Origin of the sequence: Alishewanella jeotgali KCTC 22429 (assembly GCF_000245735.1) — a bacterium.
GTDB classification, from domain to species: Bacteria; Pseudomonadota; Gammaproteobacteria; order Enterobacterales; family Alteromonadaceae; genus Alishewanella; species Alishewanella jeotgali.
The window spans coordinates 48772-62880 of record NZ_AHTH01000011.1; the positions used below are offsets into that span (position 1 = coordinate 48772).

A 14109-nucleotide genomic window follows, 5' to 3' on the forward strand; every position below is an offset into this window, starting at 1 on the left:
GCTGAGCACACTAATGACTAACAGTATCAAACCATTGCTGTGCCAGTTTTAACTGCTGTAATACCTGCACCGGCGCTGTACCACCATAGGCGGCTCGTTTGGCCAAACCGGCTTCAATAGTCAGCGCAGCGTAGACGTCATCGGTAATCAGCGGGCTGACCTGCTGCATCTCAGTCAGTGGTAATGCTTCGAGCGCGACCTTGGCCGCTGAAGCTTTTAACACCAGCGCTCCAGACAGCTCATGCGCGTCACGGAACGGCACACCCTTGGCTACCAGATAATCAGCCAGATCCGTCGCGTTGCTATAACCCAGCTCGGCGGCCCGACGACATTGCTCTGTATTGACTGCTAAATGGGGTAATACCGTTGCCAAAACCAGCAGAGATTGCTGCCAGGTTGCCATCAGGTCGAAAAAGCCCTGTTTGTCTTCCTGCATATCTTTGTTATAGGCCAGCGGTAAGCCTTTCAGCACATGCAAAATGGCGACCAAATGTCCGAGCACACGGCCGGTTTTACCGCGCAGTAGCTCAAATACATCCGGGTTTTTCTTTTGCGGCATCAGCGAAGAACCGCTACTGATGGCGTCACCCAGTTTAAAGAACGCCGCTTCACCTGAGCAGAAGAAGATCACATCTTCCGACAAACGTGATAAATGCGTCATACACAAGCTGGCGGCAGCGGAAAGCTCCACCACATAATCGCGATCTGATACCGCATCCAGACTATTGGCTGCTGCCTGGGCAAACCCCAGACGCTGTGCCAGTGTATGCCGATCCATCGCCACCCCAGTACCGGCCAGTGCACCACAGCCCAGCGGACACACATCTAAGCGTGCTACAGCGTCATCTAAGCGACTCAGGTCACGTTTAAACATCTCGACATAAGCCAGTGCCCAATGCGCCACTAAAACCGGCTGGGCGCGCTGCAGATGAGTAAAACCCGGCATCACGTCGCTACCGGCTCGCTCGGCAAATACCAGCAAGGCTCTGAGTACTGATAATAACGCCTGTCGCACATAGCCAGCATTTAGCCGGGTCCATAACCGCAGATCGGTAGCAACCAGATCATTACGGCTGCGTCCGGTATGTAACTTCTTCGCCACCGCGCCCAGTTTAGCGGTAAGCTGAGCTTCCACCCAGCTGTGAATATCTTCTTCCTGAGTTTGCAACGGTAACTTCGGATCCGCCTCAATCGCCACCGCTAAGTCAGCCAAGCCGGTATCCAGTTGCTGCGCTTCCTGCTGATTGATAATACCGGCTTGCAACAAACCGGCGGCCCAGGCACGCGAAGCCGCGATGTCCTGCAGCGCCAGTTGATAATCAAAACTCAGCGAATCGTTAAAATCGCGGAACTCAGCCAGTGTCGCTTCGGTAAAGCGACCACCCCACATCGCCATAACTTAATCCTTCTTCGCGTGCAGCGCCCGGATCCGGCTGGCCAGACTGTACAACCGGATAAAGCCTTCAGCATCTTTCTGGTTATAGACTTCATCACCTTCAAAGGTAGCAAAGGCTTCAGAGTACAAACTATTCGGCGAGCGACGTTTGGCCACAGTGACATTACCTTTATACAACTTGACCACTACATCACCGGTCAGCTGCGCCGCTAAGGAGGTGGCAGCGGCCAGTAAGGCGTCTTTTAAAGGTGTAAACCAACGGCCATCATAGACCAGCTGGGCAAACTCTAACCCCACCTCTTCGCGATATTTCAGTGAGGTGCGGTCATAAACCAGCGCTTCCAAGCCTTTTAGTGCCGCCAGAATAATGGTACCGCCTGGTGTTTCATAACAGCCACGGGACTTCATACCGACTAACCGGTTTTCGACGATATCAATCCGGCCAACACCATGCTCAGAGCCAACGGCATTTAACAGCTCAATGGCTGTTACGCCGTTCATGGCCTGACCATTAACCTTTTTCAGCTCACCGGCTTCGAAGCTCAACTCTACATATTCGGCTTTGTCCGGCGCCTGCTCTGGTGATTTGGTCCACATCCAGATCTGGTCAGATGGCTCATTCCATGGATTTTCAATTTCGCCGCCTTCATGCGAAATATGCCACAGGTTAGCATCGCGGCTGTAGATTTTGGTGGCAGAAGCCGTGGTTGGGATCTTCTTCTCGGCCAGATAATTTAACAGCGATTGCCGGGAGTTAAACTCCCACTCCCGCCAGGGCGCAATAACTTTCAAATGCGGTGCCAGGGCAGCAAAAGCGCCTTCAAACCGCACCTGATCATTACCTTTACCGGTACAGCCATGACAGAGTGCATCAGCACCCAGCTCCAGTGCCAGTTTGACCTGAGCACGGGCAATCACTGGCCGTGCCATTGAGGTACCAAGCAGATACTGGCCTTCATAGACGGCGCCGGTTTTTAAGGTTGGGAAAATCACTTCGTTTACCAGCTCTTCGCGCAAGTCGACAACATAGCAGCTACTGGCGCCAGAGTTAATGGCCTTCTGCTCTACACCGGCCAGCTCTTCATCACCTTGGCCAACATTAGCGACGAAAGCGATGACTTCACAGTCATAGTTATCTTTTAACCAAGGTACAATGGCCGAGGTATCTAAACCGCCAGAATAAGCCAGTACCACTTTTTTTACGTTCTTTACGCTCATCACCAACCTCAACTAAATAAACTGACTAACACAGCATTTTGTGCATGCATCCGGTTTTCCGCCTGCTGCAATGCCAGAGAAAATTCACTGTCCAGCACTTCACTGGTCACTTCCTGACCACGATGTGCCGGCAAACAGTGCATAAAATGTTTTACTGCCAACCGTTGCATGGCGGCGGTATTAATTTGATAAGGTGCAAAAATACGTTGTACCTGTGCCGGATCGGCTTTATTCCCCATCGACACCCAGGTATCGGTATAGATCGCATCCGCACCGGCGGCTGACGATAAATGCTGACTGAGTGTCAGCTTGGCGCCGCTGTGCTGTGCCAGCTCCTGTGCTTTTAATAGCACATGAGCATCCGGACCAAAGCCCTGTGGCGTCACGACTGTCAGATCCATGCCCATAATGGCGGCGCCCAACATCAAAGAATGACAGACATTATTGCCATCGCCAACAAAGGCCAGATGCACTTTACTCAGGTCACCATATTGCTCTTTTAAGGTCAGTAAATCGGCCAGTGCCTGACACGGATGATAGAGATCACTCAGCGCATTAATCACCGGTTTTTTACTGCTTAGCGCCAGCTGTACCAGCGTTTTTTGCGAGTAAACCCGTGCCACTATCGCATCGGTCCAGCAAGCCAGATTGCTGCCAAAATCCTCTACCGACTCACGCACGCCCATGGCACCGTTTTGCTGATCCAGATAGACACTGTGGCCACCGAGTTTGTAAATACCAACATCGAAACTGACACGGGTACGCAGCGAGGGCTTTTCAAACAACAGCGCAATGCTGCGGCCCTTTAATGCCTGCTGGTAATCCTGCGGGTTTTGTTTGATATTCAGCGCTAACTCGAGCAGCGCCTTAAGTTGTGTCTGATCCAGTTCAGCTAAACACAGCAGCTGGGTTAATTTACTCATAAAACACACGTATCCGCTAAGCGGTTTCCTTATACTGTGGCGCTAAGCTGCGCCCTGAGGTTAATACATAATGCAGGTGCCAACGGGCTTATCCTGCATCAGGTTTTGCAAATCTTCCGGATGCTGCCAACCAGCAACAACGATATTGCTTTTAAGTGCCGCCGCCGTTTCCAGCGCGGCATCCAATTTGACTTTCATGCCGCCCTTGATCACGCCCTGTGTCACCAGCTCAGCCGCTTGCGCCGTGCTTAAGGTTGGGATCAGTTGCATCTGGGCATCTAAAATACCCGGCACATCGGTCAGTAACACCAGTTGGCCCTTGACCAGCTGACAAATCGCCGCTGCAGCCAGATCCGCGTTCACATTTAACAGCTGCCCCTCTGCACCTATACCAATAGAGCTAAATACCGGGGTAAAACCTTGTTCTAATAACAGGTTAAGTAAGGTCGGCTCAGCCGGCTTTGCGATACCAACCGCCCCCAGTTTAGTGTTAACACTAAACTGACAGCTGTTACCGGCTGACAAATTCAAACCAACGGGGTTTAAACCCGCTAATATCGCGCGGCTGACCATTTCGGCATTGACAGCACCATCCAAGGCACCGGTTATCACTGGCATTTGCTCAGCCGGTGACACCCGCTGACCATCAATTTTTTCGGTACTAAAACCAAATTTCGCCAGCCACTGATCAACCTGGTCACCGCCACCATGCACCAGCACCACCGGTCGCTGCTGTTTAATGTTGGCACATACCGCTAACAAGGCATCCAGCGCCGCTCTGTCTTGTAACAGGCGGCCGCCCATTTTTAATACCACGGGCTTCATGCGACAGCTCCTGCAAATAAACCGACCGTTTCCGGTTTGCCAAAACGTACGTTCGCTGCTTGCATGGCCTGTGCTGCCGCGCCTTTTAACAGGTTGTCGATCGCCGACATAATCACCAGTTGTTCACCATCCTGTTGCCAGTAAAGGTCACAGAACGGAGTGCCGGCAACATCAGCCACATTAGGGGATTTATCGGTAAAGCGGATCAGCGGTTTACTGGTATAGGCCTGGGTAAAGGCCGACTTTACCTGCTCCGCACTGACACCAGGGTTCAGGTTCACCACACAGGTGGCCAGAATGCCACGTTTAAAATTACCCAGATGGGGGGTGAATACCACTTTACGGCCAAGGTTCTGCTCAATCTCCGGCCGGTGACGATGCTTGAAGAAACCATAGGCATTCAGGCCGACTTCGCAGAAAGAGGTGGTCAGACTGGCTTTACGGCCTGCGCCCGATACACCGCTGGTCGCGCTGATCACCGGGATACAATCCGCCGCAACCAGACCGGCCTTTAATACCGGTAATAACGCCAGTGAACAAGCGGTAGGATAACAGCCGGGTACCGAGACCAGATCACCCAGCGGCTCAGTTTGCCATTCCATTAACGAATAGACGGCTTGCTCGAGTAATTCCGGATGCTGATGGACATAGCCATAGTACTGCGGATACAGCTCTGGCTGCTTTAAGCGAAAGGCGCCGGACAGGTCAAACACCTTAATCCCTTTGGCCAGCAGTTTAGGCGCCACCTCTTCACTGGCCTCATGCGGTAATGCCAGAAATGCTACCTCGATATCCAGCTCAGGGATCAGGCTATCCTGCCAGGGTTCCACCAGAATATCGACTTGACGGGCAAAACGCGGATATAAGCTGGCCAGCGGTTCAGGATCGCGGCCGCCAGAAGCGAAAGCATAACTGAGTTCAAAATAAGGGTTTGCGCTAAGTAAGGCACAGAGCTCTGCACCACTGTAACCAGCGGCGCCTAATACCGCACTGCGGATTTTCGGGGATTTTGAAATATCAGACATGAAATACTCTTACTAACTAAAACACAGGCTACCAGTTATAGCACAAACTGGCGCCTAGTGTAGTGGGATGGATATGCATAATCAAGAATTATTATGCTGTTTTTTTGAATTTTTATATGAAAACTGCAAGCTGGGACCTGCTCAGGAAGCAGTCTGTTGTGGCAGATCGGCCAGTACCAATTTGTTCCGCCCCTCGCGTTTTGCCTGATAAAGTGCATGGTCAGCATTCAACAATAATTGCGATAGATCTAACTTGTGGTTACTGGTTAAACCAATACTAATGGTGATCCGAAGGTCGCTGGCCAGATCGGATAAATCCATTTTCTCGATTTTTTGCCGTAGACGTTCACAGACTTCAGCTGCATCCTGCAAACTGGTATCGGGCAACAGCATGGCAAATTCTTCGCCACCCCACCTGGCCAGTAGGTCGATGCTGCGGCTTTGTTGCTGCAATACTGCCGCGACCCGCTTTAACACCTCGTCACCGACCGCGTGCGATAATTGATCATTAACCCGCTTAAAATGATCCACATCCAACAACGCCAGGCATAAAGTCGTCTGGTAACGCTGCGAGCGTTGATATTCATGTTGCAAGGCTTCATCAAAAGCACGACGGTTTGCCAGGCCCGTTAGCGCATCCTGCCTGGCCAATAACTGTAACTCTGATGTCTGCTCAGCTACCAGCTTACGCAAGCGCAGCTCACTGTGGCGCAGACTACTCAGGCGCCAACGGATCGCCAAAAACAGGCTGCCTGCCAATAGCCCTAACAGCAATAACTGAAAACCGCCGCGCTGCCACAGTTGGGGCAGTAAGGTAAATTCAATAATCGCCTCATTTTTACTCCAGTCACCACCGGGATAAGCAGCAGCAACCCGGAAACGGTAAGATCCCGGTGGTAAGTTGGTGTACTCAGCACTGATGGCGGCGCCACGGTTTACCCACTGACTATCAAAGCCTTCCAGCAGGGTACGGTATTGGATCCGTTGCGACATCACATAGCCCAAACCGGCATACTGAAACTCAATGCGGTTACTGCCCGGGGCCAATCGGTGCGTCCCGCCCAGAGGCAGCGACTCACCGTCAACAATTAGCTCCTCAACAACGATCGGAGGCGTCAGTCGCGCAAATTGCTTTAAGCGCTCTGGCTGTACCCGGCTGACGCCCATGGAGGTCGCGATCCAGACTGAACCATCATGGTGCAGGGTTGCAGCCTTGGCAGAACCACCATTGGCCTGAGCACTGGCCATGCCATCACTTTCGCCATATAACTCAATATCAATCCAGCCCCGCTGTCCGTTAACGATTTCCAGCGCTTGCTGCCGATTTAGCCGTAACACACCGCGATTACTGCTGACCCAGAAATGTCCTTGCTGATCTAATACCAACTGGAATAATTTATCGAACGGCATGCCCTGCGCCCGGCCTATCATACTAATTTGATCGGTCTGTAAGTGATATGCCAGTAATCCACGGTCGGTACTCATCCATAACAAACCAGCTTCCTTATCTTCGGCAAAACCAAAGGCATAATCAGCATCATCGAAGCCACTCAAATCCAGACGCTGCAACTCACCTGTTGCAGACAGCACTGCAACACCGGCTCCACTGCCAATAAAGATCCGCTGATCGGAACTCTGATATAGGCCCATAATAAAGGGGCTGGGCAGGCCCTGTTCCCGGCCATACAGCTTATCACCGGCAGCGGTCAGCCATACAGCGCCGAGCGCCGTACCAACCCAGACACTACCATCTGCCAATGGCAGTACCGCCCGTACCTCATTCGCCGGCAAGCGGTTATCGGCATGAAAATGTTGTACCACCTTGTCATCGCGAAGCTGGACCAGGCCATCAGCATAGGTACCGGCCCACAAACTGCCATCAGGCCCCTCGGCCAGGCTCAATACTGACTGACCAACACTGACAGTGCTGAGATCTAAGCGACTTAATTCGCCATCACAGTAACGATTTAATCCGCCGCTGCTGCCAATATACAAACAGCCGTCAGAATGCGATAACACAGTTCGGACAAAGTTACTGGCCAGGCCCTGCTCGGTAGTAAAGGTACTGAAAGGAGCATCACGCAAGCGGAATACACCGCCGTTAGTGCCAACCCAGATACTATTCTCTTTATCCAGTAACAGCGCCAGTACCCTGTTATTCGGTAAGCCCTGGCGGATATCCAGCTGCTCAGTCACGCCACGGGCTTGTCGGAATAATCCCCGATCAACGGTACCGATCCATAAAATATCCGGGCCTTGTGGTAATAATGACGAAACCGGCACATTGGCCAATAAGGATAGCGGCTGAGCCTGCGGGTCGCTCAGTGCAAAAAGTCCGCGCTCAGTACCGACCAATAATTCATGCTGCCGCTCAAGCAACGCAAATACCGGGGTACGTTGTAACTCGGCGGAAGCAACCTGTTGGATCTGCAGATCCGGATCCAGAAATACCAGCCCATCCGAGGTACCTACCCAAATCCGGCCAGTGGCGTCTTCCAGTAAACTATGTACCTGCTCTGAGGGTAAGCCATCAGCCCGGTGCCAGACCCGGCGCTGGCCAGCTTCATCCTGCAAATACAAGCCTTTACCTTCGGTGGCGATCCACAATCGACGCTGACTATCCAGCAGCACCCGGTTAATCAGTACCCCCAGCGGCGGATAGGCGTGCCAGACACCATTGCTAACTTTGACTAATCCGCCGCGGGAACCGGCAATCCAAAGATCTTGCTGCCAATCGACATGGAAAGTTCTGACCCCGACATCAGGTAAGCCAGTTTCCGGACTACGGTCAAAAATTTTGAATTCGCGACCATTGTAACGCGCGACACCTTCCCAGGTGCCAAACCATAAATAGCCATCTGCGGTCTGAGCCAGCGCATTAATGGTGTTGTGGGGTAAGCCATCTCGGGTATTCAGGCTTTCTTTAAAATAATTATCCAGCGCCGGCACCGGGCCGGGCTCGGAATGAAATTTGGCAGGGGTAGCGCCAGCGCCGGGCGCGAGGGCCAGAAAGATGCACAACAACCAGCAACACAGGTGCAATAATGGCATGCAGATAATCCATTCATCCGTTGCAGCAGGCAATACTGCCGTTATGCTCAGATTACCTGAGTTTTAGCTTAATTGCCAAGTCATACCAGCATTTAGGGCGTGTTGACGTTTGCTGCTTGTTTTTGCCGCAAACATTAACACGCCTAGACTAACGGACAGACTTCACTAACTCCGCTAAGTCTGCATGCAAACCACCGGCCGTTACCAACAGGCCGGCGCCCGGACCTTTCAGCACTAGTGGGTTCTGCTGATACCAGTCAGATGTGATAACAAAGATATTGTCACAGGGTGCCAAGGCTGCCAGCGGCGCCTTATTGTCCACAGCAACTAAACGGACCCCGGCCTGTACCTGCCCATCCACTAAGCATAGACTGGCGGCGTAACGCAGCACCTTATTTTCGGCAGTTGCTTTGGCGTAAGCCTCAGCCAGCATCAGGTCCAATTGCTGGCGCTGCTGCCAAAATCCGGCCAGGTCACCGTCCGCTAACCCGGCAGGTAATAGTGGTTCCAGCTCAATATCCGCTAACTCTAATTCCGCACCCAGCTCACGAGCCAATACCAGCAGCTTACGCTGGACATCTTTACCAGAAAGATCATCGCGTGGATCTGGCTCGGTATAGCCCAGCTGCTGTGCTTGTAACACCAGTTCAGAAAAGGCTGTAGTACCATCGTACTGACACAATAACCAGGATAGCGTGCCCGAAAATACCCCGCTCACCTCGCGGATCTGATCGCCACTTTGTAATAACTCCTGCATCACCCGCTGTACCGGGATCCCGGCACCGACGGTGGTGTTACTCAACCAGCGTAAACCACTACGAACCAATGCTTGTAGGATCTGCTGATATTCAGCGCCCGGCAAAGTAACGCCTTGTTTATTGGCACTGATTAGATGACAACCTGCGGCAATAAAAGCCGGATAGAGCCTGGCAAAGTCCTGACTGGGGGTGATATCAATCAAAACCTTGGGGCTGGGCAGTGCTGCCAGATAAGCAACTAAATTTGCCTGCTGATAAGGCTTGGCATCGCTAAAAGCACTGGACCAAGCCTGACTCTCGATGGTATCGCTGAGTAAGGCTTGGCGCGAATTCAGGATAGCGCAAAGATTAAGCCTGATCTGGCCGGCAAAGCGTTGTTGCTGCGATGCCAATAATCGTAAAAACTCAGCGCCGACCTTACCGGTGCCGGCGACAACAACATTGAGCGTCGTCAAAGACGCTGCGACACCCGGTTTTACTTGCTTAGAATCAGTCATACTACTTTCACTTACTGCTGTTGTACCGCAGCCACGGCATCCAGTGCCAGAGCTAAATCGGCAATAAGATCCTGGGCTGATTCAATACCAACCGACACCCGAATCAACGTTGCCCCTATCCCGGCAGTGGCCTGGGCCGCTGCGTCCATAGAGGCATGGGTCATGGTCGCAGGATGACAAATCAAACTCTCCGTCCCGCCTAAAGACTGGGCCAGCGTGAAGTAGCGTAAGTTACTGAAAAAGGTGGTCAGTAAGGCTGGCGGGGCGCTTAACTCGAAGCTACACATGGCACCGAAGCCAGATTGCTGGCGCTTAGCAATCTGATGGCCGGGATGATCCACCAGGCCGGGATAGTACACCTTGCCAATAAGCGGGTGTTGTTGCAGAAAGGCCACCACCTCTGCGGTGTTCTGCTGTTGCAACTGCAAGCGAGGGGTCAGAGTCCGCAAACCACGTAAGGTTAAATAACTATCAAAAGCGCCTGCCGTCAATCCCAGACAATTCGCCCACCATTTTAACTCGTCACCGCAGGCTTGCGTTTTACAGATCACCGCGCCACCAATCACATCGCTGTGGCCGTTAATAAACTTGGTGGTCGAATGCACCACCAGATCGGCACCCAGTGCCAACGGCTGCTGTAATGCCGGCGACAGGAAGGTGTTATCTACCACGACCTTTGCGGTCAGACTTTTCGCCAGCTGGCACACCGCAGCAATATCGGTGATCTGCAGCAAGGGGTTGCTCGGTGTTTCCAGCCAGATCATCGTCGGTGCCGCCCGCTTAATCTGTTCAGGCCAATCCTGCTGTTGAAAATTGACAATCACCAGCTTGAACGCCTGCTTCTTCTGCGCCAGATTAGTAAAAAGACGGTAGCTGCCACCATAGCAATCATGTGGGATCACCAAGGTATCAGCCGGGGTCAGTAACTGCAGCGCTAACAGACACGCCGACATTCCGGTATTGGTAACAATGGCTTTGGCACCACCTTCCAGCTCCGCCAGGGCTTCACCCAGAATATCGCGGGTAGGATTATTCGAGCGCGAATAATCATAGGGACCGGGCTGACCAAAGGCCGGCAACTGATAAGTCGAGGTCAGGTAAAGGGGCGGCGTGATGGCACCGAAGGCGGTATCTTCAGCGATACCTGCCCGGGCGCTAATCGTAGCGGGATGGCGATGACTCATGCTTCAACTCTTTTGGATGTTTAGACGTCCAAAAGTATATTCATTATTAACTGGAAGTCAAACCATTTAGCCGTCTATAATCTTTATTTATTGCACACTATTTGACTCACCGACAGAAAGCAGTAGAATTCCCGTTTTGCGCTACGCTGCAAAACAAAAATTAACGACAAGGGATCCCTTATGGCTAAGTGGAATGGTGAATATATTCACCCCTATGCAGAACACGGTAAAAAATCAGAACAAGTTAAAAAAATTACCGTCTCGATACCGCTGAATGTTTTAAAAGTTTTAACCGATGAACGTACCCGCCGTCAGGTCAATAATCTGCGGCATGCCACTAACAGTGAGTTACTGTGCGAAGCTTTCCTGCATGCTTTTACCGGTCAGCCGCTACCGGCAGACGACGACTTGCGTAAAGATAATCCACATCAAATCCCGGCTGAAGTCAGACAAATCCTGACCAGCATGGGTAAAGAAATTCCGGTGATTATCGAAGCCGATAGTGATGAAGAATAAATAACGCCAACGCGTTCTAAATAAAAAAACCGCCTTTTGGCGGTTTTTTTATTATCAGACACTTCTACTCTCAGGCATCAAAGTAGGCTGCCGGCATCGGGATCCTGGCCACCCCGGAGCGAACTGCCGCTTCCGCTACCGCACGGGCAACCCGCGGTAATAACCGGGGATCCATCGGCTTCGGAATAATGTAGCCTTTACCAAACTCCAGACTACTAACTTTAGCCGCCAATAGCACTTCCTGAGGTACCGGCTCCTTGGCAATAGCCCGGATCGCCTGCACGGCTGCCAGCTTCATCTCATCATTAATCACACTGGCGCGCACATCCAATGCACCACGGAAAATAAAGGGGAAGCACAGCACATTATTCACCTGATTCGGATAATCCGAGCGCCCGGTAGCCATAATCAAATCACCACGTTCGGCGTGCGCCAGTTCAGGTTTAATCTCTGGATCCGGGTTGGAACAGGCAAAGATCACCGGCTTATCCGCCATCAGGCTTAATGCTGCCGGCGGCAGGACATCGGGGCCAGAAACACCAACGAAGACGTCAGCACCCTGCAGCGCATCCTCCAGGGTCCTTTTATCGGTATTGTTCGCGAACAGTTGCTTGTACTGGTTCAGATCTTCACGCCGGGTATGGATCACCCCCTTGGTATCAAGCATATAGATATGCTCACGCATGGCGCCGCACTTTATCAGCAGCTCCATACAGGCAATGGCAGCAGCGCCGGCGCCCATACAAACAATAATGGCTTTGCGGATATCTTTGCCCTGGATTTCCAACGCGTTTAACAGGCCGGCAGCAGTGACAATAGCAGTACCGTGCTGGTCATCATGGAATACCGGGATATTACAACGCTTAATCAGTTCCTGCTCAATCTCAAAGCACTCCGGCGCCTTGATATCCTCGAGATTAATACCACCAAAGGTGTCAGCAATATTGGCGACCGTGGTAATAAATTCTTCAGTAGTGCGGTGCGATACTTCAATATCAATTGAATCCAGGCCGGCAAAACGTTTGAATAGTAGCGCCTTACCTTCCATTACCGGTTTTGACGCCAGATGGCCCAGGTTACCTAACCCCAGGATCGCCGTACCGTTAGAGATCACGGCGACCATATTGCCTTTGGCGGTGTATTTGTAAATGTTGTCCGGATCAGCGGCAATTTCACGCACCGGTTCAGCCACACCGGGGCTGTAAGCCAGTGCCAGATCGGTAACGGTTTCGGCAGCTTTACTGATTTCGATACTGATTTTCCCTGGGCGAGGTTCTGCGTGATAACGCAGCGCTTGTTCTCTGAAATCTGACATTCCAATTTTTTCCTGAGTAAGTGTAGGTACAGACTACGGCACTAATTTATAGGTTTTTTGTTATACAGCGGGCCGGTGGTCGGCTCATTCTAATGAGCTCTGATCTGGAAAAACACTGAAATCGTGCTGGACGTACCAGAGTAAGGCAGTTACGTCATTACGACTTTGGTATAATTCGTAACCAGTTATAACAAGAAAATGCTCAGCCGCCAAGAGTTCTGGACATCCAATTATCATCACTTTTCTCTGCTTTTACGACAAAAAAGCAGGGGTAAGCGGCAAATTCACCTTATGTTCAGTCGCTTTTTAGCGTCGATTTGTCCAGATGCGTAGTTACAATATGTTAACCGAAATACTTATTTACAATCTGTCACTGACCAAAGCTTGACCCTCGGCCGTAAGTAGCTAAAATCAACACCATTAACTCTTTATTAACCAGAGGTGATATGAAAACGCTACTTTTAGCCGCACTGCTGTGCAGCACGGCGTCCCTGGCCTGGTATTCAAACGCCAGCTATGCCAGCACTGTCGATAGCGATAGGGTTTGCACCGAAACCGATTGCAGCAAAGAGCTGCGCCGTTTAATCAGATTGGCGCGAAGCGGCAGCGGTGATGCAGCTGCGCTGGTGGCAATGGCTTATGCCACCGGCGATGGTCTGGAGCAAAGTAACGAGCAAGCCATTCGTTATTTACGGATGGGCGTGCGGCAGCGCAACGCTATGGCAGTCTTTTTGATGTCCGACTGGCTTAGAAACGGTTTTATGCTGGAACAAGACCTAGCCGAATCGCAACGCTTGCTTGATCAGGCGGTCAATTTAAAATATGCGCCGGCACAATATGCCAAAGCGGTGCAACTGCTACAAGCAGAACAGGAAGCACAGTTACCAGAGGCTATCCGCTTGCTGGAATTGGCCACAGAGCAGCGACTGGCCAGTGCCATGTTGTTGTCAGCACAGTTAAAACAATATGGTGCCGGCGTCGAGCAGGATCTGCCGGGTGCCGCCGAGCTGTACCGGAAGTTAGTATTGGCTGGACAGGTATCCGCCCGTCCTTACTTACAGGAAGTGACAGCCCTACTCGCGGCGGACCAGCAACATCAGACGTTGGTCGAGGAGTTACGGCAAGTCGAAAATATGGAAGTGATCCGGGTTACCGGTCAGGCGTTACAGGCCAATAATATGCTGGAAGGCATTGTTAAAAGGCTGTCTGCCTCGGGGCTTTATGATAACCGCTCGATTGGAAGCCGGATCCGTGGCGTTAGCTGTGAGCAAAGTGGCAGCAACTGCGGTGTGATCCGCCCGGATAGCAGCTCTGGTTCAATTTCTGAAGCCCTGGCGGGTGGCAAGTAAAAACAAGTAACAAAGAGTGCGCCCTTGGTCTGCAACAACAGATCGCAGAGAT

The 14109-nt window shown here is 51.8% G+C and carries 11 protein-coding genes; 2 read left to right on the top strand and 9 right to left on the bottom strand.

The window, feature by feature from the left end; genetic code table 11:
* Window positions 1-10: 10 nt before the first annotated feature.
* The 8 genes from argH to metB all read right to left on the bottom strand — a co-directional run bounded on the left by argH (window position 11) and on the right by metB (window position 10877).
* Window positions 11-1396: an argininosuccinate lyase gene (gene argH, locus AJE_RS05805; protein WP_008950069.1), complete on the bottom strand. Its 1386-nt coding sequence runs from the start codon at window positions 1394-1396 to the stop codon at window positions 11-13.
* 3 nt (window positions 1397-1399) lie between these two features.
* Window positions 1400-2614, bottom strand: coding sequence for an argininosuccinate synthase (locus tag AJE_RS05810; protein ID WP_008950070.1), 1215 nt, complete (start codon window positions 2612-2614; stop codon window positions 1400-1402).
* Window positions 2615-2622: 8 nt separating this feature from the next.
* Window positions 2623-3537 (bottom strand): ornithine carbamoyltransferase, encoded by a 915-nt coding sequence (locus AJE_RS05815; RefSeq protein WP_008609021.1) that lies wholly within the window; start codon window positions 3535-3537, stop codon window positions 2623-2625.
* Between the two features lie 60 nt (window positions 3538-3597).
* Entirely contained in the window at window positions 3598-4362 is a 765-nt protein-coding gene (gene argB, locus AJE_RS05820; RefSeq protein WP_008950071.1) for an acetylglutamate kinase, read from the bottom strand.
* Window positions 4359-5387 carry an N-acetyl-gamma-glutamyl-phosphate reductase gene (gene argC, locus AJE_RS05825; protein ID WP_008950072.1) on the bottom strand — a complete coding sequence of 343 codons (1029 nt, stop codon included), beginning with the start codon at window positions 5385-5387 and terminating at the stop codon, window positions 4359-4361. The genes argB and argC overlap by 4 nt, the downstream gene beginning before the upstream one ends.
* Before the next feature lie 141 nt (window positions 5388-5528).
* Window positions 5529-8438 carry a ligand-binding sensor domain-containing protein gene (locus AJE_RS05830; protein ID WP_008950073.1) on the bottom strand — a complete coding sequence of 970 codons (2910 nt, stop codon included), beginning with the start codon at window positions 8436-8438 and terminating at the stop codon, window positions 5529-5531.
* Window positions 8439-8586: 148 nt separating this feature from the next.
* Window positions 8587-9693 (bottom strand): aspartate kinase, encoded by a 1107-nt coding sequence (locus tag AJE_RS05835; RefSeq protein WP_008950074.1) that lies wholly within the window; start codon window positions 9691-9693, stop codon window positions 8587-8589.
* A gap of 11 nt (window positions 9694-9704) precedes the next feature.
* Window positions 9705-10877, bottom strand: coding sequence for a cystathionine gamma-synthase (metB, locus tag AJE_RS05840; protein ID WP_008950075.1), 1173 nt, complete (start codon window positions 10875-10877; stop codon window positions 9705-9707).
* A 180-nt stretch (window positions 10878-11057) separates the two neighbouring features.
* Here metB and metJ point away from each other — a divergent pair, with 180 nt between their 5' ends.
* Complete coding sequence (gene metJ / locus AJE_RS05845; RefSeq protein ID WP_008609027.1) at window positions 11058-11393, top strand: met regulon transcriptional regulator MetJ; 336 nt, start codon at window positions 11058-11060, stop codon at window positions 11391-11393.
* Between the two features lie 70 nt (window positions 11394-11463).
* Here the strand turns inward: metJ and AJE_RS05850 are convergent, their stop codons facing one another.
* Window positions 11464-12708 carry a malic enzyme-like NAD(P)-binding protein gene (locus AJE_RS05850; protein WP_008950076.1) on the bottom strand — a complete coding sequence of 415 codons (1245 nt, stop codon included), beginning with the start codon at window positions 12706-12708 and terminating at the stop codon, window positions 11464-11466.
* Window positions 12709-13154: 446 nt separating this feature from the next.
* Between AJE_RS05850 and AJE_RS05855 the strand changes: the two genes are divergently transcribed.
* The gene (locus AJE_RS05855; protein ID WP_008950077.1) at window positions 13155-14057 is read left to right on the top strand and encodes a tetratricopeptide repeat protein; all 903 of its coding nucleotides are present in this window, start codon (window positions 13155-13157) and stop codon (window positions 14055-14057) included.
* Window positions 14058-14109: the final 52 nt, after the last annotated feature.